This is a genomic window from Pelorhabdus sp. sgz311002, assembly GCF_056134285.1.
Map to the genome: position 1 here is coordinate 1 of NZ_JBWBCL010000018.1, position 25,804 is coordinate 25,804.

Consider the following 25,804-nt stretch of genomic DNA (forward strand, 5'->3'; position numbering starts at 1 on the left):
CCTGTTCCCATCCCGAACACAGAAGTTAAGCCCATATACGTCGAAAGTACTTGGCTGGCGACGGCCTGGGAGGATAGATAGTTGCTGATTTCAAAAAACCACTTCTTTACGAAGTGGTTTTTTGTATTATCATATAACAGCACATCAAAAGCAAGAAGTAGTTTTAGTGGTAAAATAATAAAACGATCTACCTACAATTTATATTGTAAGCAGATCGTTCCTTTATATATTGAATTACAGGCGGTTACTGCAATTCAATACATTCTTCATTTTATGTTTTACCATTTGTTTAATTGCTTCGCGCGCTGGTTTTAAGTATTGGCGCGGATCGAAGTCGCTTGGATTGTTAATGAAGTGTTCACGAATGGAAGCCGTCATGGCTAAACGTAGATCAGTATCAATGTTGATTTTGCATACGCCTGATTTACTAGCTCTGAGTAGCATATCTTCGGGAACTCCCTGTGCTCCGGGAATATTGCCGCCAAAGTCATTGCATTTTTTTACGAATTCAGGCAGAACTGTTGAAGCCCCGTGAAGGACGAGCGGGAAGTTCGGCAGTAATTTTGAAATGATATCTAAACGTTCGAAATCAAGGCTTGGTTCACCCTTAAATTTATAAGCGCCATGACTTGTACCGATTGCAATGGCTAGAGAATCTACACCAGTTCGTTCTACAAATTCTTTAGCTTGGTCTGGATCGGTATAAGTAGCATCTTTGGTATTAACCTTTACAGCATCTTCTACACCGGCCAAACGACCGAGTTCCGCTTCAACAACGACGCCGTGCGCATGAGCATACTCTACTACTTTTTTAGTAAGTGCAATATTTTCTTCAAAAGGATGTTTTGAACCATCGATCATAACGGAAGAGAAGCCGCCATCGATGCAGGATTTACAAATTTCAAAGTCTTCGCCGTGATCAAGGTGTAAAGCAATTGGGAGCTGGGAATCTTCTAGTGCAGCTTCAACTAATTTTATTAAATAGATATGTTTGGCATATTTCCGGGCGCCAGCAGATACTTGAAGAATAAGCGGAGCTTGTTCTTCTTTGGCCGCATCGACAATTCCCTGGATAATTTCCATATTGTTTACATTAAAGGCACCAACTGCATATTGACCTTCGTAAGCTTTAGCAAACATTTCTTTTGTGGTAACTAATGGCATAATATCCCTCCTAATTTTCAATACTTGTTTTATTATAGCACAATTTGGCATGTGCTGGCGACGCCTATTTCCGCTGCAATTTTTGAATTGCTTGCAGCATGTCCGGTGGAATAGGGCAGAATAGTCGTATTATTTCATTTGTTATAGGATGGGGGAAGGTTAATGAGGCGGAATGGAGCGCCTGACGCTGTATAATAGTACGCTGACCACCATATAAATCATCACCTAAGAGCGGATAGCCTAAATGGGAAAGATGGACGCGGATTTGATGCGTTCTCCCTGTTGCCAGGATTAGGCGAAGTAAGGTTGCATTGCGATAGGTTTGTACTACTTCGTAATGGGTCAGAGCTTCTTGCCCATTAGGAGAAACGGTTCGCTCAATAATACTACCAGGTTTTCGCGCAATGGGAGCATTAATTTCACCAGAGCAATCTAATTCACCTGTAACTAGAGCTAAGTACTGTCGCGCGATTGATTTTAAAGAGCTTGTTGCTAACAACTGCTGAATGTAAGCGTGCTTGGCAATAAGCAGTAGACCTGATGTGTTACGGTCCAGACGATGAATTGGATGAAAATCGCTCAGGAGACCTTGCTGTTGATAATAGTACAGTACAAGGTTAGCCAGCGTAGTTTCATGTAAGGTAGAAGTCGGATGGACTAATAGTCCGCTCGGTTTATTTACAGCGAGCAAGTATTCGTCTTCATAGCAGATTGCTAAGGGACCAGCTATTGGTAAGAGTGTATTTTGCGTGGGCATATTGAGAAGGAGTATATCCTGAGGGAATACGAAACTTATTGGTGAAGCGGTCTCTCCGTTTAGCGTGATAGAGCCTGACGCTTTGAGTTTGCGCCAGGCTGTTAGGGAAAATTTTAAATGATATCGAACATAGTCTTTCACTGTTAAGGGTTTTTCATTTAAGGAATAATTTACGATAAATTTTAGCATGATTATAGGATTCGAGTTATTTGCCGAAATATCCTGTTCTAGCCTTATAAGATATAAAAAAACTGCCATTAGGCAGTTTGGCGAATTTAGAGAAGCGTCTGCACCATCTCGATTAGTTCAGCAACGTGCTGTCGTTCCGTTTTTAAAGATTCTTTTAAGTAGTCGCCCATTGGATTATTACGGAATGCATAAACACGGTCAAAGCGGCGGTGCCGACGGATCAGGGATAAAAGTAGCAGAGAAAGCGGTTCTCTAAAATCGCCTAAATTTTCTTCTGGTTCATCGCGCGTTTCATCTTGTCGGAAAATCAGATTCGCCTTTTGAAGAATGGCAGCAAAAGATTCATCATGCAGACTAACCATGTGTAAAATGTCAAGATAGGAATGCCAGTGATTGACTGCAATCTGATCTAAAGCATCACGCATCGTTCCCGCTGTGACTTGGGCTGATTGCAAAGCGGTTTGCATGAGTTCTAGCTGTTCGGCTGCTTCTGAGTGCAAGAGTTTCATATGGTCAAGATCAAGCGTAACAGGCCTTTTTTCACGAAATTTCATTCCCAAACACCCCTTCTTCTGCAATTGCTATATCTTATGCGGCGTCGAAGGTTGTGTGCATGGTGGAATTTTGCGAAGGGATTTAGCAGCAGGTTTTGTAAGGTGCAATAAATGTAAGCATACAGATGGGAATATGCATAGAAACAGCACGACGGCGATAATTTACATTTACAATAATAAAATCGGCACCAATATAACATAAAGTTCCACAGTAGGCCGCACGACTTTTGCAAATTCCTACAGGCCCGCAAACAGAAAAGAGAATTTCATCGCCAAGCAGGCAATTCAGGCGGTCTTTAAAAGTTTCGCGGCAAGACATTTTTGCTACTTTGGGCATGGGAAGCGGCATCGGATATTCACACATCATATCTTTTTCCTCATATTCGCAGCAATCGTCCATATGCCCCATATCATGGTCATGATACCAATGGGGATACTTTCCTTCCATAATTTATAGCCTCCTTTATTTCTTAGGCAAAAATGAAGTGATTTAGCTCATTACTTGGTGTATTCTATGAACATTTATTACATAACGTTCGTGACTTTTTGCCGATTCAGCAGGATTTTGCCCTCGTTGTTGCGAATAACTTTTGAGTGAAAGATAGGCGGATAGGGAGAGTTTTTCATGGATTTTATAAAAAATAGTAACATTATTTTAATCGGTTTTTTTGTTTGGTTGCTTATGGCGCCTCGCATGACCAATCCCCGTTATGGTGAGTTATTTTTAGCGTATACGGCAGCGTTGCTATTTAGCTTGCTGGCAAGCTCTGACCTGCTATTCATTAAACCGACGGCCTTCTTTTTTACTGTCGGCGGGGTTTTTGCTTTCTCTTATGTACTCGCTCGTACGACTATACGAATTACTAGTAAAAAATAAAAGTGCTTTCAGGAGGAATTGATTGATGGCAAAAGATTGTTCTTTTGATGTTGTGTCTGATATTGATATGCAGGAAGTTGATAATTTTGTAAATCAGACGGTGAAGGAAATCGGTCAACGCTTTGATTTTCGCGGCAGTAAATCAACAATTGCGTTGGAAAAGGAAACCATAAAAATTGTAGCTGATGATGACATGAAGCTAAAAAATATTATCGATATACTTCAGAGCAAAGCAGTAAAAAGAAATGTTTCTTTGAAAGTTTTTGATTATGGGAAAGTAGAGCCAGCATCACAGGGCTGTGTGCGTCAGGTGATTACCTTAAAAAAGGGGATCAGTAAAGAAAAGGCTAAAGATGTAATTCAGTCGATCAAAAATAGTAAGCTCAAAGTACAGGCGCAGATTATGGAAGACCAGATCCGTGTTTCTGGTAAAAATAAAGATGATCTTCAGAATGTCATTGCCATGTTAAAGCAGCAGGATTTTGATATTGATTTGCAGTTTGTTAACTTCAGATCGTAATAAAAAAAATGAGCAGCAAAAAGGCAGTTGACCTAAAACAAGGTCAACTGCCTTTTCTTATCTGAGAACTCATGTAAACGTTCTATTTATTCTTTATTTTTAGGGCTCATTCGTTAAGCCAAGGGAATCAAGAAGGCGGAAGCTAAGGCTTAAGATAATGGCGACGAGTGTAGCTAAAGACATGCCTTTTAAGGTAATGGTACCAATCGTAATTGCTGCACCGCTTACGCCGATAATTAAAACAACGGCTGTTAAAATTAAGTTCCTTGCTTTACTGTAATCTACTTTTGTTTCTACGAGCATGCGAATACCAGAAGCGGCAATTACACCAAAGAGTAAGAGCGATACCCCGCCCATGACTGGCGCTGGGATACTTTGGATGATGGCAGCTAGTTTACCGACAAAGGACAAGAGAATTGCCAGAATTGCGGCGCCAGCGATGACATAGGTGCTGTATACTTTGGTGATGGCCATAACACCGATGTTTTCACCATAGGTGGTATTTGGTGTAGAACCGAAGAAGCCTGAAATCATGGTTGATAAGCCATTGCCAAGAAGCGAACGGTCCAAGCCAGGATCCTTCGTTAGATCACGGCCGACGATATTTCCTGTTACGATGAGATGGCCAATGTGTTCAGCAATGACTACGAGAGCAGCAGGCAAGATAATGGCGATGGCATTAAAGTTAAAGGTCGGAGTATAAAATGTTGGTAGAGCAAACCAGGTCGCACTAGCTACTGGCGAGAGATCAACAAGTCCGACGAAAGCGGCAAGGATATAGCCGCCGATTACACCGATTAGAATAGGGATGATTGCAAAGAACCCACGGAATAAGACAGAACCGAAAATGGTTAAAAGCAGTGTAAAGATTGATACTATGATTACTTTGGGATCTAATGTTTTTGCCGTGAGTCCAGCCATGTCAGCGGCGACAGGCGCAAGTTCTAAGCCAATAACAGCTACGATGGCGCCCATAGCGGCAGGTGGAAAAACCACATCAATCCACTTTGTACCAATGACCTTTAAGCTTAAGGCGACAACAGTAAAGACCAGACCAGCTACGATGAAACCACCGAGGCAGGCTTCGTAGCCGTAATTAGGCAAAACAGCGAAGACAGGCGAGATAAAAGCAAAGCTTGATCCAAGATAGGCGGGAATTTTACGTTGACAAATAAATAAATACAAAAGTGTGCCAATCCCATTAAATAAGAGAACCGTTGCGGGATTAACTTTAAATAAAATTGGGACTAAGACCGTTGCACCAAACATGGCGAATAAATGCTGTAAGCTGAGGGGAAGAGTCGTTAAAAGGGGAAGTTTTTCCTGGGTATCAATGACTCTTTTGTTCATATTGTTTCCTCCTAACATCCTTTTGGCACACAATAAAGCCTCTTACTGATGTAAGAGGCTGGTAGTTACACGCACTGGCCGAAGCCAACTCATGTGTACCTTATCAGTCTCTCTGGACTAATTTAAAGGCTACTATTTTTATATAATTTATCATAAAACAGCAGTTTTGTCCAGAAAATTTAACATTAAAAGCAAAAAAATTATTAGTGATTGTTTTTTAATAAAAATTATTATAAAAATACACTAAAAAATTAGAGGAGAATTGTTTTTTTTAGGGAATACCTATAATAGGTAAAACAGAAATATCAGATAGTTACTTTTAAGGAGGGTTTAGACTTATGAAATTGGCAGATGTAGTACAAAGTGGTGAATGGAAAGCTGAAAAACACGTTCCGGTCATTGAAGCTCCTTCCAGCGTTAAAGCTGGTGAAAAAGTAAAAATTACTCTTTCTGTAGGCAAAGAAATTGCCCATCCGAATACGACGGAACATCATATCCGTTGGATTAAGCTATTTTTCAAACCAGCAGATGGAAAGTTTGTTTATGAATTAGGAACTTTTGACTTTAATGCCCATGGTGAGGCTGTAGCAGGTGCAAATCAAGGGCCAGCATATACGGAACCAACTTCAGAAGTTGTTGTGAAATTAACTACTTCAGGGACGCTATTAGCTTCTTCTTACTGTAATATTCATGGACTGTGGGAAAGCTCGCAGGAAATTACAGTAGAAGCATAAGGTACCAGTCATTTTGATAGCCTCGGCTTAGCCGGGGCTATTTTTTTAGGCTTTACTTGAATATATCCACTACAAGGAGGAGTTTGTACTTTTAGAGAGAATATTAATTCTTTGTGATATGCAATTCCGGTTTTAGGAGGTACGAAATGGCTCTTATTGTAAAAAAATTCGGCGGAAGTTCCGTTGCCACACCAGAAAAAATGCTGGCTGTTGCGCGCCGCGTTGTATCAGAGAAGAAGCCTGACGACCGCATTGTTGTTGTCGTTTCAGCTATGGGAGATACAACAGATGAACTCATTGATTTGGCTAAGGCGATTACGGATCAACCTTCGCTGCGGGAGATGGATATGCTGTTAACTACAGGCGAGCAAGTCTCCATCTCCATTTTAGCTATGGCGCTGCACACGTTAGGACATAAAGCAATCTCCTTAACAGGAGCGCAAGCGGGAATTCATACAAGTGATGCTTATAGCAAGGGGAAAATTTTGCGGATTGATACTGAGCGGGTTATGGCAGAACTGGCCAAAGATCAAATTGTAGTTGTGGCTGGTTTCCAAGGTTTGAATCCAGCAGGCGATTTGACGACGTTAGGCCGCGGGGGTTCTGACACAACGGCGGTTGCTCTGGCAGGAGCCTTGCAAGCTGATGTATGTGAAATCTTTACTGATGTGGATGGTGTATATTCTGCTGATCCGCGCGTCGTAAAAAGTGCCCGAAAAATGAAAGAGATTACTTATAATGAAATGCTGGAAATGGCGCGGCTTGGTGCTGGCGTTATGCAGGCTAGATCAGTGGAGATGGGAATGCAGTATCAAATTCCGATTCATGTACGATCTACCTTTACGACAGAGGAAGGAACCATTATCAGGGAGGGATATACAATGGAAGAAAAAGAGTTTATTATTCGTGGCGTAGCCCACGATACAAGCGTAGCAAAGGTTGCTGTTCTTGGTGTACCAGATCAGCCTGGCGTTGCCTATAAATTATTTTCGGAATTAGCCAATCACCATATTGATGTTGATATGATTGTACAGAGTGTACGTAATTCTGATAAAAGCATTATTGATATGCTCTTTACTGTGGCTGCTACGGATGTGCACGCCTGTCGCACTCTAGTAGAAAGTGTGGCGAAAGAAATGGGCGCCCTTGGCGTAACGATTGATGAAAATGTGGCGAAAGTATCGGCTGTTGGTGCGGGAATGCTTGGATCTCCTGGGATTGCTGCTACGATGTTTGGCGCTTTGGCCAAGGCGGGAATTAACATTGGTGTTATTAGTACGTCCGAAATTAGTATTTCCTGTCTTGTGGAAAAGGATATGGCAGCAGAAGCAGTCAATGCGATTCACCAAGCTTTTTTCAAAGAATAAGACTGTAATCGTGTTCATTGACAATATTTTGAAAAATCGCTATAATTAAAAAAATAACGGAATTTTAGTAAAGCGGGGGATTTAGTGTGACATATAGTATTGCCGCGAATCATGCAAAAGGCAAATGTGCAACAGATAATATTTTTGGTGCGAATGCTGCAGCAGTAAAAGCGGTTTCTGAGGTGGGGAAAGAGAAAGTAGCCAATGCTACAATTGGGGCAATTTTAAATGATCAGGAGCAACTCGCTTGTCTGCCAGCAGTGGAAACAGCTTATCGTGCGTTAACCATGAAAGATGTGGTGCCTTATGCACCGATCGCTGGTTTACCAAGTTATTTGGAAGCCGCGACAGCTCTTACTTTTGAAGATCATAAACCAGACGGCTATATGGACGCAATTGCTACTTCAGGCGGCTCTGGCGTCATTCATCATACAATTTGGAATTACTCCGAAATGGGAGATACTGTTTTAACATCAGACTGGTACTGGGGACCTTATAATGTGCTTTGTAAAGATATGCTGCGGAAACTAGATACCTTCACTTTATTTGATGACAAACTGCAGTTTAACCTTGCCGCATTTGAGACAAAAGTAAAAGAAGTGCTGGCAAAGCAGAAAAATTTAATTATTATTATTAATAGTCCGGCTCATAATCCGACTGGCTATAGTCTGACAAATGACGAGTGGCAGAATGTTCTTACGTGCCTGAAAGAAATGGCGAAAGATCCTGATAAAAATATTATTTTACTTGTTGATATTGCCTATATTGATTATGCTGGTGAAAAGAATGAAACCCGCTCTTTTATGAGTCTATTTGGCGGACTGCCGAAGAATATCCTAACTGTCTTTGGCTTTAGCATGTCGAAAGGTTATACCATGTATGGACAGCGTGTAGGCGCGATGATCGGTCTTTCTTCTGATAAAGGCGTGATTCAAGAATTTGTTGATGTAAATCAATATACTTCGCGGGCCACTTGGTCTAATATTAACCGCAGTGCCATGCAGATGCTTGCGAATATTTATAATGATAAAAGTCTGTTAGCGCAAGTTGAAACCGAAAGATCCGCCTTGTATCATATGATTCGAGATAGAGCGGATCTCTTTATGGCTGAAGCGAAAGCGGCTGGATTATATATGCTGCCTTATCGCGCTGGCTTCTTTTTGACGATTCCAGCAAAAGATGCGCAACAGGCTTGTGAATTACTGAAAAATGATTATATTTTTGGTGTTCCTATGGCAAAAGGCATTCGTATTGCTGTTTGCGCCGTCCCTAAAGGAAAAATGGTCGGAATGGCTGCTAAGATTGCTAAAGCTGTGAAAGCGTCTGAATAGAAGTTTTATCCATAGGTAAGAATCGGCTGTCCGGATATACTAAAATTGCAATCTGATTTTAGGTGAGGAGGCTTCCTATGGGATATTATAATGATAATATTGTAGACGATACGATATTTGAATTTCCGAAGAGTGGTTTTTGGCTGCTTCATGTTGTCGGATCGCTATTTTTAGTGTGGCTGGGCATGCGGTTTGCCATGCGGCGCATGCCTCTGGCAATTATCGCGTATCGTCTTTTGAGGCTGTTACGGTCCTGGTAAAAAGATGAACCCTGTCAAGGGTTCATCTTTTTTCTTTAGGATCTTAAAGAAATTAGCTTTGATGCGATGGGGGAGAAGAAAATGAAGCACATTATTTTTAGACATGGTAACGAACAAGAAGAATATACCTGTCCGCTCAATTTATTAGAATTAAGCCGAAAAAAACAAGCTGGTTATGCAGCACAGATTGTCGCTGCTTCTGTAGATCATACACTAGTTGCTTTGCAACAAGACATTGTAGAGAGTAAGGAGATTTCTTTTATCGATATGACCCAGGAAGCGGGGATTGCCGTTTATCAGCGCAGCTTGGCTTTCGTGTTGGTTGTAGCTGTTTCGGAAATCTTTCCTGACGCTCATGTCACAATTGAGCATGCAATCAGTAATGGCCTATATTGTGAAATTCATAAGGCCGAGGAATTGACGGCGGAAGATGTGGCCGTACTGGAAGAAAAAATGCAAGAAATTGTTGCGGCAGATAGACCGATTTTGCGAAGCCAAGTCCCACTTGCTGAAGCAATTGCCTTTTTCACAGCAAAAGGGCAACAAGAACAAGTAAAATTGATGAAGCAAAAAAATGCTCCCTTCGTACAGATTTTTTCCTGTGGCGATGTTATGGAGTATGACTCAAGCGCTTTTGTGCCTAGCACCGGTTATTTGAAGCTCTTCGCACTGCAGTTTTGGCAGCCAGGTCTGATTATTCGACACCCTTTAGCGAAGGCGCCTGATACATTACCGCGTTTTGTTCCTCAGCCAAAATTGTCAGAAGTTTTTTTAGAAGCTGAAGAGTGGGGCCGGATTATGCACTGTAGCTATGTCGTTTCCTTAAATGAACAAGTGCTAGAGGGGCAGGCACAAGATTTAATCCATGTAGCAGAAGCGCTCCATGAAAAGAAAATAGCTCAGATTGCCGACTTTATTTCCGCCCATGCTCATCAAGTCAAGGTCATTTTAATTGCTGGGCCTTCTTCGTCAGGTAAGACGACTTTTGCCCAACGTCTCGGTGTGCAGCTAAGGGTAAATGGTCTTAGACCTGTGCCGATTTCGCTTGATGATTATTTTGTTGAGCGCGATTTAACGCCAGTTGATGAAATGGGTGTGGTCGATTTTGAAAGCCTCGAGGCAATTGACCTTGCTTTATTTAATAAAGATTTAGCTGAGTTGCTAGCGGGAAAAGCGGTAGCAGTACCAACTTTTAATTTCTTCACAGGACTTCGCGAATATAATGGACGAATTTTACAGATTGAGCCAGATCAACCTTTGATTATTGAAGGCATTCACGGTCTGAATGAGCGGCTCACACAATCGGTAGCTAGACAACATAAAATTAAAATCTATGTAAGTGCTTTAACACAGTTATCAATTGACAGGCATCACCGTGTGGCGACAACCGATGCCAGGCTGCTTAGGCGAATCGTGCGGGATAATGAATTTCGCGGCCACAATGCACTCCGATCATTACAGATGTGGTCTTCCGTGCGGCGTGGCGAAGAAAAAAATATTTTCCCGTTTCAAGAACGAGCTGATGTAATGTTTAATTCTTCGCTGATTTATGAATTGGCCATACTAAAGAAATATGCCGTTCCCTTATTGGAAGAAATTTCTTCCGAGGCTGCTGAATATACGGAGGCGCGGCGATTACTTAACTTTTTATCTTATTTCGTGGGAATAGATGAAGACGCAGTTCCACCGAATTCGATTTTACGAGAATTTATCGGCGGTTCCTGTTTTTTTGGCAAGTCCTAAAAATATATTCAGAGTATAACAAGCAAAAAAAAGGGGTGTCTCGTAGCGAGACATCCCTTTTCTATAAGAATTTATTGAAATTAGTTATTTCTTCGGTGATAAGGTGCGGCTAAGCAGTTTTGACATAGCGCTTTCGCCTGTTGTTAAATCGGGTACGGTGCCTTCTTGTAAGCCAAAGCGGCTAAGAATTGCATAGACCTGGGTATTTTCTACGGGTGTTTTAGCATGAGAAGCGTTTCCGTAGTCATTTACATACTCAGTGCCAGCATCAGGCGGAATGATCCGCGCTGGCCCGCCAACACAGCCGCCTTTACAAGCCATGCCTTCAATAAAATTTGCTTCCGGAGCGCCAGAGGTTTTAAGCGCTTCTAATAATTTTTGAATTTCAGGAATCCCATCTACTTTTAAGGACTGCAGTTTTTGTGCTCGCTGCGGTACGAGCCGTTCCACCGTTGTGGCTACGGCTTCACTTACGCCGCCGGTCCGGCCGTAGACGCGACCGCCCCAGGAAGCTTGTGGATTCTCATGATCTTCTTCTTTGGCAGGATCTACTTCAGCGGCATCAAAGATTGCTTTAAGCTCTTGGAAAGTCAATACAAAGTCGATGGCGCCTTGCAGCTCAGGGATGAGGATTTCCTGCTTCTTCGCAATGCAAGGTCCAATGAATACTACTTTGGCTTCAGGCGTAAACTCTTTAATAACACGACCTGATGCGATCATTGGCGAAACGGAAGGAGAAATTTTATCAATCAGTTCAGGAAATTTATTTTCAATGAGTTTAATCCAGACCGGACAGCAACAGCTAGTAATGAGAAAATCATTTTTTTCTTTAACATGCTCGTGAAACTCTAATGCTTCTTTCATGGTTAGTAAATCGGCGTAGAGCGCTGTTTCAACGACATCAGTAAACCCGATTTTTTTAAGAGCCGAACGTAATTTTCCTGCCGTGACTTCCGGACCAAACTGACCGGCAAAGGCTGGTGCTACAGACGCGTATACTGGCGCTTGGCTTTCTCTTAGTAGTTTAATGAGCGGCACAAATTGAGAGTTTTCTGCTAATGCGCCAAAAGAGCAAGAGGTAACACATAAACCGTCGCCGATACACTTATCTTGATCAATTTGAATACGCCCTTGTTCATCCGTCGTAATGGCTTTTGTGGCGCAAGCGGCAATACAGGCCCGATCATCAGGATCACAGTGGGAACAGGCGTCGGCATCAGTGATCCAAACTGGGTCATAGTTGATTCCCATAAGAGCTTCTTCATCGTTCGGGCCGGTAATTTGATCACTGTCATGAGGCGGCAGACCCATAGCACTGCGAATTTGATTGGCTACTTGCTTTCTTGTGTATTTGTCTTTATATTCATCTTGCAATAAGGCGGTTAATTCATCGCTTTTTTGGTACAAAGTGCCCTCCCAAGCCGCTTTGGCGACTTGATAGAGAATATGGGGGCGAAGTGTTAAGGACGTTGGATTTGTTGACATAAAGCACCTCTTTTTATACCACAGTTGCGGTAGATTAGTTTTGCTTCTTATAAAATACTCTTCGTTTCATCGGTTTTCCTGTTGCGTAATAAAAGTAATTTTGTTATTGTAAATAAGGTCTACTAAAAAACGATATAAATTGGTGGTGTGTTTGTGCTAGAAAAGCAAACGACAGAAAATCAACTCAAGAAAGAATTAGGCTTTTTTTCCGCGATTATGCTTGTGATTGGTATGGTAATTGGATCTGGTATTTTCATGAAGCCAGGCAAAGTTATTGCAGCAGCAGGTGACTCGACTCAGGCGCTCATTGCCTGGGGATTAGGCGGTTTGATTACTTTAGCCGCAGGTCTTACCATTGCAGAGCTTGGCGCGCAAATTCCCAAAACGGGCGGTCTTTATACTTATTTAAGAGAAGTTTATGGTAAGGTCATTGGCTATTTGTTTGGCTGGATGCAGACGATTGTTTATGGCCCGGCTACGATTGCTGCCTTAGGTCTTTATTTTTCTTCCTTGTGTAGTCCCTTTTTAGATCTGCCGGAATTTTACAAGACGCCGCTTACGGCAGCTGTACTTATTTTTTTGACGGCCATGAATGCGTTAGGTTCTAAATATGGCGGCGCGATTCAAACCGCGGCGACAATCGGCAAACTGGTACCTATTGTACTCATTGCGCTTTGTGGTATTTTGACGGGAACAGGTAATGTTTTGGCTATGCCGAGCGGTTTGTCGTCTGCCAGCGGTATGGGTACGGCTGTACTTGCCACTCTCTGGGCTTATGACGGCTGGATTGGCGTAACTTATGTAGCCGGGGAAATGAAAAATCCCGCTAGAGAATTGCCCAAAGCAATTTTTCTTGGTTTAGGCATTGTGATTGCTGCTTATTTATTTGTGAATCTAGCTTTACTCAAATTATTCTCAGCTGCTGATATTGTTGCTTTCGGTACGAAGGCTGCTGGGCAGGCGGCTATAGTGCTGTTTGGCAACTACGGCGGTCTGCTCATTAATCTAGGAATTTTAGTGTCTGTTTTTGGTGCGTTGAATGGCTATATTATGACGAATGCCCGAGTACCCTTTGCTATGGCGCAGCAGAATCAATTACCTGGTGCTTCTGTTTTGAAAAAAGTGCATCCTAAGTGGGGCAGCCCGGTCAACGCTGGCTGTTTTCAGCTAATCATGGCAGTTGGTTTCGTTATGGCCGGTGATCCCGATCGGTTAACTGATTTAGCGATGTTTGCAATTTGGCTGTTTTATATTTTGGCCTTTTTAGCAGTCATTATTCTTCGCTGCCGAAAAGGAAGTTCTCATTTGACCTATCGTGTTCCCTTATATCCAATTGTTCCCCTGATTGCTATTTTGGGGTCTATCTATATTGTGGGCAGTACTTTGGTGAGCAGCACCACCGATTGTTTGTATTCTATCGGCGTAACTTGTCTGGGAATTCCTGTTTATTTTTGGCTGAAACGGCGTGACAACGCATAAGTTTTAGCACGATGGATAAAAGGTTGTTTTTTGGATAGTCTAGAGAGCAGGAGGCGGCATAATGGAAACCTTTTGTTCTCTTTGCAATGGCATAGAATCTAAGCTCGTTACTTGCGATTATTGTGGTCAGATTATGGTAAATCAAGGGCGGCTTGTCGATTATTACGGACCCTACAGTCCCTATACGTCGCAGGATAGTGAAGGAAGTTGTGTGCATCTTTTTTACTGTCCTTACTGTCGCAATGATCAGCGGATCGCTATTCCCTTAAAAAATTTAAGTTCTCTGTCACTTGCTGAATAAAGTAACAGGAAAGGACAGACACTAAGAAAAAAAGAAAGGGTGATAGCATGGCGAATCCGTTAGTGACCTGTACTGTAGATCAATGCACCCATTTTATGCCTGGCGATCAATGTATGGCTTCCCGTATTAGTATTTATAATGATGAGGAGAAGCCCCAGTCTGAGAATTGCCAGGATACGCAGTGCAAATCCTTTCATAGTCGTAAAACAATTGGTGATACCGTTGGCGCACTTCATAATGCAAACATTGCCGGGACTGTATCAGCGGCCTTTATGGATGAAACACAGATTACTCCCAATGTGGAATGTTTTGTGAATAATTGTCGCCATTGGGCGCGAGAAAATATCTGTGAAGCGCGGGAAATTCAAGTTGCCGGACGCAATGCCGGTAAGACACAAGATACAGATTGTGAAACCTTTGAAGCGAAACATTAGAAAAAAATCCTTCCAGCCTCTAAGGCGGAAGGATTTTTTTAGTTTCTTGGTTTGTTATGAATGAGCATGGTGCAGGCTATCGCGCTTGGTAAAGCAAATAGCGTTAACGTAAAAGCTTGTTTTAAGCTGGTCAGATCGGCAAGATAACCAGTCAAAGCGGCACCGAGACCGCCAAGGCCGAAAGCCAGTCCTAGCATCATACCTGAGGCCATAGCGCCGTTTTCTGGCAAAAGTTCCTGCGCCCAGGTGATGGAAGAGGGGAGCGGACTTTGCAGTGTGGCGCCGCTTATAGCCAGACAGATCCAGGTCAAAGCCGTTATTTCAGAGGCAGTAATAAAAAAATAAGAGGCGGGCAGGCATAGGGCCAGGGCTGCTACTGTGCTGATTTTGCGACCAAAGCGATCGCCCATATAACCGCCAATGAGGCCGCCAACAGCGCCGCCTACTAAGAAAACGGTTAATAGATGACCGGAATCCGTTGAAGTAAGTCCCTTTTGGGCTAAAAAGATTGGCAGAAAGGTCGGAATGGCTACTTGCGGCCAAGCTCTAAGTCCCATGGCTAGATTCAGTTTTAACAGATCCGGCGAAGTATACCAAGGTCGTTTTTTGGTTGCTGTGGCTAGCGGTGTCTGATGTGTTTTGATATCAATTTTATGGACGCCGCAGCTAAGATACAAGGCTGTTAAGAGAAAACCAGGAACCATCAGCCACGGAAGAGAGGAAAAACCAAAAACGAGGAGAAAGTAAATAATAATTGCCGGTGCGAAGGCAAAGCCGAAATTACCGCCGGCAATAAAAATCGACATGGATAGATTTTTACTTTTTTCTTTTGTTACTTTACTTAACAAAAGTGACGCAAGCGGATGAAAAAAAGAAGACGCTACGCCCGAAAAAAGTAAGGCCAAAAGCAGCATGCTATAAGAAGAAATATAGTTTACTGTACAAATAAAAAAAGCGCTTAAGGGAAGAGTGAGTAGAATAAACGTAGTTTTCCCCGTTTTATCAAGATAAAATCCGCAAATAGGCTGTAGAATATTAGAGGCTGCGGAAAAAACCATGACGAGAACACCACTAGATGTTAACGATAAGTGCAGCGAAGCAATGACAAGCGGTAATAATGCTGGCAGAAAGTTCGCGTAAAAATCACTTAGAAAATGACCTGCCGTCAATAAGGGGAGATAAATCGAGCGAGATTGCGTTTGCATAGAATGCCCCTTCCTTAGTGATGATGACAGGTGCAGTGAGGACCGTGAACATGATGCGCTTGTTTTGGTTTAATATTTCTTGCGGCCAGCTCTTCTTTAAGCCGTCCCTTAATGGAATCAAGGTAAAGGCGGCGTAAGGCCGTTTGTTCGTTTTTTTCTTCTGGCGTTAAACCAGATTCTTTCTGCTTTTTTGCTAATTCATTAATTCGCTGAATGATTTCCGGAGTTATCATTCGATCACCTCTTTTTTACAAGTTCTTTCTTACAAATACTATCAAATGACTGTACTTTAAGCAAGTCATATCTATAGGCGGAATGGCCCCAAGGTAAACATTCAAGAAAAAAATAAAATAAGTATACAAAAAAGTCTATGGTTTTTGCTGAAAAGCAAGTATAATAATAAAGTCATCGTTTTAAAATAACACATTTGTCTGCGGAAAGCGCAATTACGAAAGGCATTTTGGAGGGAATTAGATGAAAGCCGTAATTACAATTGTAGGTCAAGACCGTGTCGGTATTATTGCCAAAGTGAGTACCATACTCGCCGAAAAAAAAGCTAATATCTTAAATATCAATCAAAACATTGTGGAAGGCTTTTTTAATATGGTTATGATTGTCGATGTAACAGAAATGGTTGGCAGTCTAGTGGAATTAAGAGATATCCTAGCGGCGGAAGGCAAGGCTATGTCCCTTGATATTCGGACGCAGCATGAGGATATTTTTAAAAGCATGCATACTATTTAAGGCGAGAGATAAGAGGTGCTATTGTGCTTACCATACAGAAAATTTTAGAAACGAATCGTATGATTCAAGAAAATAATCTTGATGTAAGAACGATTACTATGGGCATTAGTCTGCGTGACTGCTGTTCCAGTGATTTAAAGGTTTTTTGTCAAAATATTTATGATAAAATTACGACCCGGGCGGAGCATTTAGTCAAAACGGGTGAAGCGATTGAAGCGGAATATGGCGTACCAATTATTAATAAGCGTATTTCTGTTACGCCGATTGCGATTGTGGCTGAAGGCTGCAAAGCCGATTCCTATGTCGCTGTGGCACAGGCTCTTGACCGGGCGGCGAAAGAAGTCGGCGTTAATTTTATCGGCGGTTTTTCGGCCCTTGTTGATAAAGGCTATACGCCGGGGGATCGCAAGCTGATTGCTTCAATTCCCGAAGCCTTAAGTATTACGGATCGTGTTTGTTCTTCCGTAAATCTTGCTTCGACGAAAGCCGGTATTAATATGGACTGCGTGAAGCAAATGGGAGAAATTATTAAAGAAACAGCTGAAAGAACAAAAGACCGTGACGCTCTTGGCTGTGCTAAGCTTGTGGTCTTCTCGAATGCTGTAGAAGATAATCCCTTTATGGCCGGAGCCTTCCATGGCGTGTCCGAGCCAGATATGGTAGTCAGCGTAGGGGTTAGCGGTCCTGGCGTTGTGAAACGAGCTTTGGAGGAAGTTAAAGGCTGTGATTTCGGCGTTGTCGCGGAAACTGTTAAAAAGACAGCTTTTAAAATTACTCGTGTGGGACAGCTTGTGGCGCAGGAAGCCTCACGTCGTCTCGGCGTTCCCTTTGGAATTATTGACTTGTCCTTAGCGCCGACGCCAGCGGTAGGGGACAGCGTAGCGCATATTCTCGAAGAAATGGGCTTGGAGAGTTGTGGCGCTCCTGGTACGACAGCAGCTTTGGCCTTATTAAATGATGCTGTAAAAAAAGGTGGCTTGATGGCATCTTCTTATGTTGGCGGTTTGAGTGGCGCTTTCATTCCGGTTAGTGAAGACGCCGGTATGATTGACGCCGTAGAAAAAGGCAGTTTATCGCTAGAAAAGCTAGAGGCTATGACTTGTGTTTGTTCGGTCGGTCTTGATATGATTGCTGTTCCTGGTGATACGACGGCAGCGACTATATCGGCGATTATTGCCGATGAAGCTGCGATTGGCATGATTAATAATAAAACAACGGCTGTCCGGTTGATTCCTGTTCCTGGCAAGGGGGTAGGCGATCATGTGGAATTTGGCGGTCTGCTTGGCCATAGTCCGATCTTAAAAGTGAATACCTTTAAGAGCGATGAATTTATTGCGAGAGGCGGCCGCATACCGGCACCTGTACGGAGTCTGACGAACTAACCAGCTGTGGTAAAAACTGCTTCCCTCTCGAGGTGGAGCAGTTTTTATTTCTGTAGTTGACATCAGATAAAGGAGAAAGGCAGTGGGAAAATGAATAAAAAGATTCGCAGTGAAATTTTAGAGCGGCTTGAGAATGTTTATGGCCATACTGAAACGGCTTTAGAATATTCCACGCCATTTGAGCTGCTTATTGCTGTTATCTTATCAGCACAGTGTACCGATGTGCGCGTCAATATGATTACAAAACGACTATTTCCCGCTTATAGCTCACCGGAAAAAATCTTAAGTTTAACACAAAGCGAGTTGGAAGAAAAAATTCGCGACTGCGGTCTCTTTCATAGTAAAGCAAAAAACATCTTAGCTGCTTGTCAGCTCTTATGTCAGAAGCATCAAGGTCAGGTGCCAGATCAGTTTGACGAACTGCTTGCTTTACCCGGCGTTGGCCGAAAAACGGCGAATGTGATGCTGAGTGTCGCTTTTGGTAAAGCGGCAATTGCTGTAGATACCCATGTGTTTCGTGTGGCAAATCGCTTAAAACTAGCTGTAGGAGATACGCCACTAGTTGTCGAACAAGGTCTTATGAAAGCAATTCCTAAGGAGAAATGGGGCGATGCGCATCACTGGTTGATTTGGCATGGCCGTAAGGTTTGTAAGGCTCGTCAACCACTATGTGCGGCTTGTCCCTTAACAGATTTATGTCCGAGTAGTATACGTTAAAATGAGAAAGGCAAATCACTTTGCCGCTATAAAGGGGGAGTTTCCATGTTGTATCGCAAAGCCGCTTTTGGTGATGTGGAACAAATGCATAAGTTGATTAATGAGTATGCCGAACAGGGTCTTATGTTAGGACGAAGCCGCAATGTTCTCTATGAAACACTGCGTGATTTTATTGTAGCAGAGGAGAACGGTCAAGTTGTTGGCGTGGGGGCATTGCTCATGGTTTGGGATGCCTTAGCAGAAGTAAGAGCCTTAGCTGTATCGCCTGATGTGAAAAAACAGGGAATTGGTCGCGAAATTGTTCAGCGTTTAGTAGCAGAGGCCAGAGAGTATGGCGTAAAAACAGTATTTACTTTAACCTATCAACCGGGATTTTTCGGTAAACTTGGTTTTACCGAGGTGACGAAAGAAAGTCTTTCCCATAAGGTTTGGAAGGACTGTATCAACTGTCCTAAATTTCCTAACTGTGATGAAGTTGCTATGGTTTTACCATTAGAATAAAATGAAATACGAAGCATAAACAAACGAAAAATCCTGCCAGCAACAAGGCAGGTTTTTTTCGCGAGAGGAGCTGGGCTTTGTGCATACCTTATACTGTCTGCCTATCGGGCAATCCTACCGCCAGCGTATGTTGCAAGAGCTGTTGGCAGAGGGGTGCGATTATGGCAATGAAACTAGAAATAAGTTGTTTATTCTGCCTAATTCCACTTTATTTGAACAAGCATCGCGTGAAGTGCTTGCAAAAGATCCAGCTTGTTTGGAACGAGTGCGAATTCTAGCTTTTGACACTCTCGTACAGGAGATTCTTGCTAAGGCCGCTATTGAGCGACGGGCAATGAGTCGCATGGCTCAGGAGTGTTTGGTAAAGCAGATTATTGACGATCTGATCGGCGAAGGACAACTGCATTATTTCCAGGAAATGAGGTCGTTCCCTGGCTTTATTCGTACAATTACTAGTCTGATTGGCGAGATTAAGCGAAGCGCTACCAGCCCTGCGGAGTGGCTGGCTGCGATAACCGCGAAAGAAGGCAGTCCAGAAACTCACATAAAAGATTTTGAACTGACGATTATTTACCAAAAATATCAACAGAAACTAGACGAATATAAGCTGCTTGATTTAGAAGAATCCTATTTTTTAGCAAGTCAAGCGTTACGTGATCAGCCCGAACTGTTTACTTATGAGATTTTGTACTTTAGTGAATTTTATATTTTTACTCCCTTGCAGCAAGAACTTCTTGATGTATTAAGACAGCAATGTGAACTAAAGATTGCCCTTGCCTATGAGAAGAATCGGCCCGAAATTTATGGTCCTGTAGAAAGAACCTATACTTTTTTAGTTGGGGCTGGTTTTGCCGTGGAATGGGTCGATTTATCATCGGAGCAAAACCGCAGTGACTGTCTTAACTCGCTTATACAAACTTTGTTTACGGAACAGTCTATAGAAAAAGTCGCGGCTCCTTGTATTGAACTCGTGACAGCGCCCCATGAAGCCAAGGAACTGGAACTTGTCGGCAGCTATATAAAAAAGCAGCTGATTAACGGTAAACGACCTGATGAAATTGCTATCTTGATTCGCAGTGACGAAAAATATCCTGGGCTGTTTGCCTTATGTAAGGAACTTTCCCTTCCCTTAGACCGTCGACGCGATGAGCCGCTTATGAACCAACCGCTGCTAAAACTGCTCTTTGATATTATTGCGGCTCATATGGACGGTGGGTCGAAACAAAGCGTAAAAACTTTACTAGACTCTGCCTTTATAGCCAATCGATATGGCTGGGACAGGGAAGAACTGCTGCAAAAAGCGGCAGGAGTACGTCTTTATCAATGGCAGGATTGGCTTAAATGGCTTCAAGCTTATCCCAAAGAAAGACAAGGATTTCTAACACTTTATGAAATCATAAAAACGATGCCTCAAAGGGCTCGAGTTAAAGAGTTCGGCGCGACTTTGAGCACGTTAATGATAGAGCTTGTACCTTTTACTAGCCTAGGCCGACTCTATCGCGAGGGTTTACCGCTAGAACGATTTAAAGCGGCTGTTTTGTCTTACAAGGCAATTATTAGTGGTCTAGATACTTTATCGGAAGAATTAGTTGCTGTGGGGCAAGGGGAATCAAGCTTGACTTTGGCTGAATATAGTAAGCTATTAAGCCAGTTTTTCAGCTTGCAGAACATTACGCTGGAAGAGCCGTTTTACGGTGGAATTCAAGTACTCAGTCCGGCTGAAGCAAGAGGCGTTACCTTCTCTACGGTATGTCTGCTAGGACTGACCGAAGGCCATTTTCCCAAAGCCGTGCCGGAGAATTGGCTGTACAATGATCACGAAAGACGTCTTTGGAATGAACTGGGCGTCAGCTTGCCCACAGCGGCAAAACGGCGGGAAGAGGAGAAGTTTTATTTTACGGTAGCCGTTGCTTTGGCGAAAGAACGTCTATATGTGAGCGGCATTGAAAATCAAGAAACCCTTCCTTCACCTTTTTTGGCTGAAATCGATCGTTTAACAGAGATTCCACCCAAAAACAAGCGTGCTGTTGCCATTGATGAAATTTTCCCTGACGATTACCGCGAAATTTATAGCATGAGGCAACTACAACGCAAGGCTTTGTGGCAAAGACGCAGCGAGCTGTTGTCAGAAGACGAACGACTAATTGGCGAAGCGTTACTCCTACGGTTTCCTTTACCGAGTGTAATTAGGAATGAAGGGGCGGCAGAAAGTCGTCGACATGACCAAGAAAGTTTATTTGGCGGTTTTGTACCAAACTGGCATAAGTGGCAACAAGAGGCAATCCGGTCAAAGATTTGGAGCGTTTCGCAGCTTGAAACGTATGTTAGATGTCCCTTTGCCTATTTCTTGACATATTTACTTCAGCCGGAACGGATCGAGGAGGCTGGGGAAACGACAGAAGCTACAGCCGCAGGCGAACTATATCATCGTACTTTAGCACAGTTTATGGGGCGATATCGTCAGCAAAAGCTCGTGGCAACTGAGATAGACAAGTATGAACAAGAACTATTAGCAGATTTTGCGCAGATGCGTAACCTTAGTGAGCAGGAAGGTCGGTTTTCTGGCGGCAAATTATGGCCTTATGAGGCTAATGCGATGGCGGATGCTTTGAAGAAATGGTTGGCCTATGAAGTAGCAAAACAGAGCGAATCTGATTTGGCGCTTCGTCCTGCTTATTTAGAATGGAGCTTTGGTCTCAAGTTGCAGCCTGCTTCTGATGCTGCCTCGCTAGAAATGCCGCTTATTTTAAAGCGAGAGAATGATGAGCTAGCTTTATGTGGTAAGGTGGACCGGATTGATACGACGGGAGAGCGTTATGCTGTTTATGACTATAAGAAGTCGTCGGTTCCTGCGGCCAAAGATACGTTTAAAGCGAAGACGGACTTGCAATTACCACTTTATATTTTAGCTGTAAGCGAGCTGCTTACAGCTAGGACACAAGGTGTTATAGGCGGCGCTTATTATTCCATTGAAGGTGCTCTGATTAAAGATGGATTGTGGCGGTCTGAGTGTAAAAATCAGTTCGGTTCCATAAAAATTTCCAGTCAATGTTTGTTGTCAGAAGACGATTGGCATAATTTTTACGAAGAATTTACGGCGCAGCTGTTTAAAATTACGGAACAGATTGACGCTGGCTTTTTCCCCGCCATGCCGCAGCAATGTTCTAATTATTGCTTAGGACAAGGAATTTGCCGACAAGGAGGTGCCTTATGAAGCAGTTTACGCCGGAACAACAGTTAGCGATCTTGACACTAGATCGAAATGTGGCGGTAAGCGCTGGCGCTGGCGCTGGTAAAACGAGGGTGCTTGTCGAACGGTATATGAATATTCTTAGGCAAAAAAAAGCTTCCTGTGAAGAAATTATTGCCATTACTTTTACGAAAAAAGCGGCCAAGGAAATGCGCGAGCGTTTGCGCGTTTCGTTAATAGAAGAATTGGCTGCCAGTGCTTGGGATGAACGAGCCTATTGGAATACTCAAAAGAGTCGTCTGGAATATGCGCCTATTTCTACTTTTCATAGTCTTTGCGGCCGAATTTTACGGGAAAACCCCGTAGAAGCTTGTCTTGATCCCAATTTTTCCGTTATGGAAGATAGCGAAAATAAAGTCCTGTTACAAAAGACGGTTGAAACAGTCATTTTAGCGGCGGCTGATCGAAAATCACCTTGGTTAGCTAGTTTACTGCAAGAGTTTTCTTTGAGAACTTTATATAAAGAACTGCCGCCTTTATGTGAAGAATTGCAGGCGGCAGGTTGGTTGAATGAAGAGCTGTCAACACAGTTAGCGGCACCTTATGAAGCAGAAATTGCACAAATGGCAGCTAGAAAAATAGCACTATTGCAAAGCGTTACTGCTTTGGTTGGCTATGCCGGGGAGTTAAAAGCTGGATCAGCCGGGCGCGGCAAGCTGGAATGTCTTGGCGAGAAGCTTGCAATGATTGCACAAAAATTGGAGCTGCTTGACGCTGATTTTTTGTCTTTTTGGCAAAGCGAAGTGAAGGAAACGTTAAAAAACATTCGTTTAAGCGGCGACGCCAAGGCGGCAAAAGAAGAAATGGAAGAGGCGCTAGGGCTTCTGGCGGCAACGATGGCTTGTCAAACTGCTTTAATATTAATTCCGTCGCTGGCCGCTTTCTATCAAGAGCTTCATAATGTATGGAATCAGGCGAAAACGGTGCAGCAATCTCTTAATTTTGCTGATTTGGAGTTGAAAACTTTACAGCTTTTGAAAGAGTATCCTGATATTTGCCAAAAGTATTGTCAAAAATATCGTTATTTGATGGTCGATGAATTTCAAGATACCAATGATCGGCAGCGAGAATTTGTTTATTTATTGGCTGGCGGAGATTCTAAAATACTTTACGGCCATAAACTGTTTATTGTGGGGGACCCAAAACAGTCGATTTATCGGTTTCGTGGCGCTGACGTACAGGTTTTTGAAAAAGTACGAAAAGAAATCGAAGCGAGTGGTGGTGTCTCGCTGGCTTTGGATACGAATTTTCGCTCACAAAGCCGCTTAGTTGCTTTCGGAAATCAGCTTTTTGATCGCCTGTTTGCTGGTGATACCGTCGTTTCTTTTCAGCCCACAAAGGGGCATAAAACTTGTGATGGCCAGGAGAATTTCGTCGAATGGCTGATTGCTTTTAAGCCAACAGAAGAGGGAGAGCTTTCCGACCGGCAGCTAGAGGCGGCTATGATTGCCAAGCGTCTCAAAGAATTGACTAGTGAAAAAAGAGTGTATGATGAAGCGGCGCAATGTTTTAGAGCCGCTAAATATGGTGATATGGCGATTTTGCTGCGGGCATTTACGGATATTGCTTTATATGAAGAGGCCTTGCGACAGGCCAAGATTCCTTATTACGTAGTGGGGGGACGCGGCTTTTTTGCGAAACAGGAAGCAATTGACCTCATTCATCTTTTGCGTGTATTGCAAAATAGCTATGACGAACAGGCGTTTATTGGTTTGCTGCGTTCCCCATTTTTTTGTGTACAAGATATGACATTGCTTGCCTTACGAAAGAACCATTCATCTTTGTGGCAAGGGCTGCTTCATTTTGAGGAGCTTTTCGACTTGCCAGACGAAGAAAAACGTGTTTGTGAAGCAGCCAAAGCGTTATTAGTGAAGCTGAAAAATTCTCGTGGTTTTTTGCCTGTACCGGAACTGTTAGAGCAGGCTCTTGCAGCAACTCATTATCGTGAATTCTTATTTAGTCAATTTATGGGACAACAAAAAGCCGCCAATGTCGATAAGTTTTGTTCCTTAGTGGCGACTCAGGCGGCGAAAGGCGCTTGTTTATCAGACTTCTTGCTGTATATTGATGACTTGCTGCGGCAGGAAACACAGGAAGCCGAGGCCCAGATCGAAAGCGAGTCAGGCAATACGGTAAAGCTTTTAACAATTCATAAATCCAAGGGGTTGGAGTATCCGATTGTAATACTGCCTGATTTGCAGCGACGCTTTACAAATTCGGCTTCTAAGCTGTTGTTTACAGCAGATGAACAATTCGCTGTTGCTGCGAAGAGTTCTTGGGGGATGAATAGCTTATATCTTACTTTGCAAGAAAAGATCAGCTTACAGGAAAAATGGGAGCTAAAACGGCTATTTTACGTGGCGCAAACACGGGCCAAAGATTATTTTATTTTATCTTCAGTTCATGATGAAAAAGGTATAAAAGATATTAGTGAAAAAAATTATAGTGAATTGAATAGCTGGCATCAATGGCTGTTAAAAGCTTTGAATCTTGCGGTAATTTCGGTAGATAATAAAGTGATTTCACTTGCCGATGAACTGCTATATCTGCATTTTTATGAACCAGAGGAAATGACTATAGAGGCGGAAGCTAGTTCCGTTTTGTCTGATAAAACAGTAGATTTAGCCTGGGTCGAACAAAATCTTCAGCCGCTGCACAGTGACAAAGCAGGCATTGAGCCGTTTTTCTCGGCTGCAATGTTAGGCCAGTATCAATTTTGTCCGCGGGCTTACTATTACTCTTATATTGCAAAGATTCCTGATCAACGAGAATTCCTGGTTAGCGAAGCTTTCAATATTTCCCTAGGGGGAGAGACAGCGAAACTAGCAGTACCAGCGGCGTTGCTGGGAAGCTGTGTTCATAAGTTTATCGAACTATATCGTCAAGGGCCACTAGCAGCTTCTTTAAAAAATGCCGTAGAGTTTACAGCGCCAGAAGAGTTGCATGAAGCTTTATTTGAGGCCGCTCTCCCCCTCTGTGAGGCTTACTGCAAAAGCTCTTTTGCTAGGGTGGATTTGGCAAGAACGTATCACAATGAATGGCACTTTACTACGGCGCTTCCTGGTTCACCGCCTTATTATTTTCGTGGTGCCATTGATCGACTAGTTGAAACAGAAACGGCTTTGGAAATTGTCGATTTTAAAACGGATGCTTGCGGTGATACACGGATCACTCCTTGGAACGAACATTATCAATTTCAACTGCAACTTTATAGTTGGGCAGCAGCAAAGCTACGCTGCAAAAACGTCGCAAGCGCTTCACTTTACTTTTTGCAAACAGACACTGTAGTACAAGTTGATCCCATCTCAGTGAATGAGTTTGAGGAAAAACTGCGTGAGGATTGTACTTTTCTGCTTCGTCATCGTGAAGAAGCAAAGTATTCTTGTCGGCAGCAAAATTGTCCTTATTGTTTGCATCGGTATTTTTGTCCAAGCGCTGAGTAAAAAAGCTAGGCGGATAG

24 protein-coding genes and 1 rRNA gene are annotated in these 25,804 nt (G+C 42.9%); 17 read left to right on the top strand and 8 right to left on the bottom strand.

What is annotated here, in order from left to right; translation table 11 throughout:
* Positions 1-90: ribosomal RNA gene (gene rrf, locus AC0NJP_RS17835) — 5S ribosomal RNA — on the top strand; the annotation flags it as partial.
* Between the two features lie 144 nt (positions 91-234).
* On the opposite strand, the gene fba is transcribed toward rrf, so the two are convergent.
* From fba to AC0NJP_RS17855, 4 genes are all read right to left on the bottom strand, one after another.
* Positions 235-1,164 carry a class II fructose-1,6-bisphosphate aldolase gene (fba, locus tag AC0NJP_RS17840; RefSeq protein WP_474040717.1) on the bottom strand — a complete coding sequence of 310 codons (930 nt, stop codon included), beginning with the start codon at positions 1,162-1,164 and terminating at the stop codon, positions 235-237.
* Between the two features lie 64 nt (positions 1,165-1,228).
* Complete coding sequence (locus tag AC0NJP_RS17845; RefSeq protein WP_474700677.1) at positions 1,229-2,179, bottom strand: RluA family pseudouridine synthase; 951 nt, start codon at positions 2,177-2,179, stop codon at positions 1,229-1,231.
* A gap of 17 nt (positions 2,180-2,196) precedes the next feature.
* Positions 2,197-2,664, bottom strand: a complete 468-nt coding sequence (locus tag AC0NJP_RS17850) for a hypothetical protein (RefSeq protein WP_474040715.1) — start codon at positions 2,662-2,664, stop codon at positions 2,197-2,199.
* Between the two features lie 82 nt (positions 2,665-2,746).
* Positions 2,747-3,112 (bottom strand): hypothetical protein, encoded by a 366-nt coding sequence (locus AC0NJP_RS17855; RefSeq protein WP_474040714.1) that lies wholly within the window; start codon positions 3,110-3,112, stop codon positions 2,747-2,749.
* 177 nt (positions 3,113-3,289) lie between these two features.
* Between AC0NJP_RS17855 and AC0NJP_RS17860 the strand changes: the two genes are divergently transcribed.
* Together AC0NJP_RS17860 and AC0NJP_RS17865 are read left to right on the top strand one after the other, a co-directional pair.
* The gene (locus AC0NJP_RS17860; protein ID WP_474040713.1) at positions 3,290-3,541 is read left to right on the top strand and encodes a hypothetical protein; all 252 of its coding nucleotides are present in this window, start codon (positions 3,290-3,292) and stop codon (positions 3,539-3,541) included.
* 25 nt (positions 3,542-3,566) lie between these two features.
* Positions 3,567-4,061, top strand: a complete 495-nt coding sequence (locus tag AC0NJP_RS17865) for a YajQ family cyclic di-GMP-binding protein (protein WP_474040712.1) — start codon at positions 3,567-3,569, stop codon at positions 4,059-4,061.
* A gap of 99 nt (positions 4,062-4,160) precedes the next feature.
* On the opposite strand, the gene uraA is transcribed toward AC0NJP_RS17865, so the two are convergent.
* Positions 4,161-5,411, bottom strand: coding sequence for a uracil permease (gene uraA, locus AC0NJP_RS17870; RefSeq protein WP_474040711.1), 1,251 nt, complete (start codon positions 5,409-5,411; stop codon positions 4,161-4,163).
* A 338-nt stretch (positions 5,412-5,749) separates the two neighbouring features.
* Between uraA and AC0NJP_RS17875 the strand changes: the two genes are divergently transcribed.
* The 5 genes from AC0NJP_RS17875 (at position 5,750) to AC0NJP_RS17895 (ending at position 10,846) form a co-directional block, all read left to right on the top strand.
* The gene (locus tag AC0NJP_RS17875; RefSeq protein ID WP_474040710.1) at positions 5,750-6,145 is read left to right on the top strand and encodes a class II SORL domain-containing protein; all 396 of its coding nucleotides are present in this window, start codon (positions 5,750-5,752) and stop codon (positions 6,143-6,145) included.
* A gap of 146 nt (positions 6,146-6,291) precedes the next feature.
* Complete coding sequence (locus AC0NJP_RS17880; RefSeq protein WP_474040709.1) at positions 6,292-7,512, top strand: aspartate kinase; 1,221 nt, start codon at positions 6,292-6,294, stop codon at positions 7,510-7,512.
* Between the two features lie 86 nt (positions 7,513-7,598).
* The gene (locus AC0NJP_RS17885; RefSeq protein WP_474040708.1) at positions 7,599-8,843 is read left to right on the top strand and encodes a pyridoxal phosphate-dependent aminotransferase; all 1,245 of its coding nucleotides are present in this window, start codon (positions 7,599-7,601) and stop codon (positions 8,841-8,843) included.
* Positions 8,844-8,920: 77 nt separating this feature from the next.
* The gene (locus tag AC0NJP_RS17890) at positions 8,921-9,103 is read left to right on the top strand and encodes a hypothetical protein (protein WP_474040707.1); all 183 of its coding nucleotides are present in this window, start codon (positions 8,921-8,923) and stop codon (positions 9,101-9,103) included.
* Positions 9,104-9,184: 81 nt separating this feature from the next.
* Positions 9,185-10,846, top strand: coding sequence for a uridine kinase family protein (locus AC0NJP_RS17895; protein ID WP_474040706.1), 1,662 nt, complete (start codon positions 9,185-9,187; stop codon positions 10,844-10,846).
* 84 nt (positions 10,847-10,930) lie between these two features.
* Here AC0NJP_RS17895 and AC0NJP_RS17900 read toward each other — a convergent pair whose 3' ends face one another.
* On the bottom strand, positions 10,931-12,331 hold the full coding sequence (locus AC0NJP_RS17900) for a [Fe-Fe] hydrogenase large subunit C-terminal domain-containing protein (RefSeq protein ID WP_474040705.1): 1,401 nt from the start codon (positions 12,329-12,331) through the stop codon (positions 10,931-10,933).
* A gap of 153 nt (positions 12,332-12,484) precedes the next feature.
* Here AC0NJP_RS17900 and AC0NJP_RS17905 point away from each other — a divergent pair, with 153 nt between their 5' ends.
* The 3 genes from AC0NJP_RS17905 (at position 12,485) to AC0NJP_RS17915 (ending at position 14,545) form a co-directional block, all read left to right on the top strand.
* Positions 12,485-13,810 carry an APC family permease gene (locus tag AC0NJP_RS17905; RefSeq protein ID WP_474700678.1) on the top strand — a complete coding sequence of 442 codons (1,326 nt, stop codon included), beginning with the start codon at positions 12,485-12,487 and terminating at the stop codon, positions 13,808-13,810.
* A gap of 61 nt (positions 13,811-13,871) precedes the next feature.
* On the top strand, positions 13,872-14,111 hold the full coding sequence (locus AC0NJP_RS17910) for a hypothetical protein (RefSeq protein ID WP_474040703.1): 240 nt from the start codon (positions 13,872-13,874) through the stop codon (positions 14,109-14,111).
* 47 nt (positions 14,112-14,158) lie between these two features.
* Entirely contained in the window at positions 14,159-14,545 is a 387-nt protein-coding gene (locus tag AC0NJP_RS17915) for a DUF1540 domain-containing protein (protein WP_474040702.1), read from the top strand.
* 38 nt (positions 14,546-14,583) lie between these two features.
* Here the strand turns inward: AC0NJP_RS17915 and AC0NJP_RS17920 are convergent, their stop codons facing one another.
* Positions 14,584-15,750 carry an MFS transporter gene (locus AC0NJP_RS17920; RefSeq protein WP_474040701.1) on the bottom strand — a complete coding sequence of 389 codons (1,167 nt, stop codon included), beginning with the start codon at positions 15,748-15,750 and terminating at the stop codon, positions 14,584-14,586.
* 14 nt (positions 15,751-15,764) lie between these two features.
* The gene (locus tag AC0NJP_RS17925) at positions 15,765-15,983 is read right to left on the bottom strand and encodes a DUF896 domain-containing protein (protein WP_474040700.1); all 219 of its coding nucleotides are present in this window, start codon (positions 15,981-15,983) and stop codon (positions 15,765-15,767) included.
* Between the two features lie 241 nt (positions 15,984-16,224).
* Between AC0NJP_RS17925 and AC0NJP_RS17930 the strand changes: the two genes are divergently transcribed.
* The 6 genes from AC0NJP_RS17930 to AC0NJP_RS17955 all read left to right on the top strand — a co-directional run bounded on the left by AC0NJP_RS17930 (position 16,225) and on the right by AC0NJP_RS17955 (position 25,787).
* Positions 16,225-16,494, top strand: coding sequence for an ACT domain-containing protein (locus AC0NJP_RS17930; protein WP_474040699.1), 270 nt, complete (start codon positions 16,225-16,227; stop codon positions 16,492-16,494).
* A 23-nt stretch (positions 16,495-16,517) separates the two neighbouring features.
* Positions 16,518-17,876 carry a DUF711 family protein gene (locus tag AC0NJP_RS17935; protein WP_474040698.1) on the top strand — a complete coding sequence of 453 codons (1,359 nt, stop codon included), beginning with the start codon at positions 16,518-16,520 and terminating at the stop codon, positions 17,874-17,876.
* Positions 17,877-17,966: 90 nt separating this feature from the next.
* Positions 17,967-18,593, top strand: coding sequence for an endonuclease III (gene nth, locus AC0NJP_RS17940; RefSeq protein WP_474040697.1), 627 nt, complete (start codon positions 17,967-17,969; stop codon positions 18,591-18,593).
* A gap of 45 nt (positions 18,594-18,638) precedes the next feature.
* Positions 18,639-19,094, top strand: a complete 456-nt coding sequence (locus AC0NJP_RS17945) for an N-acetyltransferase (protein WP_474040696.1) — start codon at positions 18,639-18,641, stop codon at positions 19,092-19,094.
* 79 nt (positions 19,095-19,173) lie between these two features.
* The gene (locus AC0NJP_RS17950) at positions 19,174-22,308 is read left to right on the top strand and encodes a PD-(D/E)XK nuclease family protein (protein ID WP_474040695.1); all 3,135 of its coding nucleotides are present in this window, start codon (positions 19,174-19,176) and stop codon (positions 22,306-22,308) included.
* A complete protein-coding gene (locus tag AC0NJP_RS17955) occupies positions 22,305-25,787 on the top strand; it encodes a UvrD-helicase domain-containing protein (protein WP_474700679.1) in 3,483 nt (1,160 codons plus the stop codon). Before AC0NJP_RS17950 ends, AC0NJP_RS17955 begins: the two co-directional genes overlap by 4 nt.
* The last annotated feature ends 17 nt before the right edge of the window (positions 25,788-25,804 follow it).

Coding starts and splice junctions, on each gene's coding strand:
- fba (WP_474040717.1), bottom strand. CDS start 1,164: ATGCCATTAGTTACCACAAAAGAAATGTTTGCTAAAGCTTACGAAGGT.
- AC0NJP_RS17845 (WP_474700677.1), bottom strand. CDS start 2,179: ATGGCAGTTTTTTTATATCTTATAAGGCTAGAACAGGATATTTCGGCA.
- AC0NJP_RS17850 (WP_474040715.1), bottom strand. CDS start 2,664: ATGAAATTTCGTGAAAAAAGGCCTGTTACGCTTGATCTTGACCATATG.
- AC0NJP_RS17855 (WP_474040714.1), bottom strand. CDS start 3,112: ATGGAAGGAAAGTATCCCCATTGGTATCATGACCATGATATGGGGCAT.
- AC0NJP_RS17860 (WP_474040713.1), top strand. CDS start 3,290: ATGGATTTTATAAAAAATAGTAACATTATTTTAATCGGTTTTTTTGTT.
- AC0NJP_RS17865 (WP_474040712.1), top strand. CDS start 3,567: ATGGCAAAAGATTGTTCTTTTGATGTTGTGTCTGATATTGATATGCAG.
- uraA (WP_474040711.1), bottom strand. CDS start 5,411: ATGAACAAAAGAGTCATTGATACCCAGGAAAAACTTCCCCTTTTAACG.
- AC0NJP_RS17875 (WP_474040710.1), top strand. CDS start 5,750: ATGAAATTGGCAGATGTAGTACAAAGTGGTGAATGGAAAGCTGAAAAA.
- AC0NJP_RS17880 (WP_474040709.1), top strand. CDS start 6,292: ATGGCTCTTATTGTAAAAAAATTCGGCGGAAGTTCCGTTGCCACACCA.
- AC0NJP_RS17890 (WP_474040707.1), top strand. CDS start 8,921: ATGGGATATTATAATGATAATATTGTAGACGATACGATATTTGAATTT.
- AC0NJP_RS17895 (WP_474040706.1), top strand. CDS start 9,185: ATGAAGCACATTATTTTTAGACATGGTAACGAACAAGAAGAATATACC.
- AC0NJP_RS17900 (WP_474040705.1), bottom strand. CDS start 12,331: ATGTCAACAAATCCAACGTCCTTAACACTTCGCCCCCATATTCTCTAT.
- AC0NJP_RS17910 (WP_474040703.1), top strand. CDS start 13,872: ATGGAAACCTTTTGTTCTCTTTGCAATGGCATAGAATCTAAGCTCGTT.
- AC0NJP_RS17915 (WP_474040702.1), top strand. CDS start 14,159: ATGGCGAATCCGTTAGTGACCTGTACTGTAGATCAATGCACCCATTTT.
- AC0NJP_RS17920 (WP_474040701.1), bottom strand. CDS start 15,750: ATGCAAACGCAATCTCGCTCGATTTATCTCCCCTTATTGACGGCAGGT.
- AC0NJP_RS17925 (WP_474040700.1), bottom strand. CDS start 15,983: ATGATAACTCCGGAAATCATTCAGCGAATTAATGAATTAGCAAAAAAG.
- AC0NJP_RS17930 (WP_474040699.1), top strand. CDS start 16,225: ATGAAAGCCGTAATTACAATTGTAGGTCAAGACCGTGTCGGTATTATT.
- nth (WP_474040697.1), top strand. CDS start 17,967: ATGAATAAAAAGATTCGCAGTGAAATTTTAGAGCGGCTTGAGAATGTT.
- AC0NJP_RS17945 (WP_474040696.1), top strand. CDS start 18,639: ATGTTGTATCGCAAAGCCGCTTTTGGTGATGTGGAACAAATGCATAAG.
- AC0NJP_RS17955 (WP_474700679.1), top strand. CDS start 22,305: ATGAAGCAGTTTACGCCGGAACAACAGTTAGCGATCTTGACACTAGAT.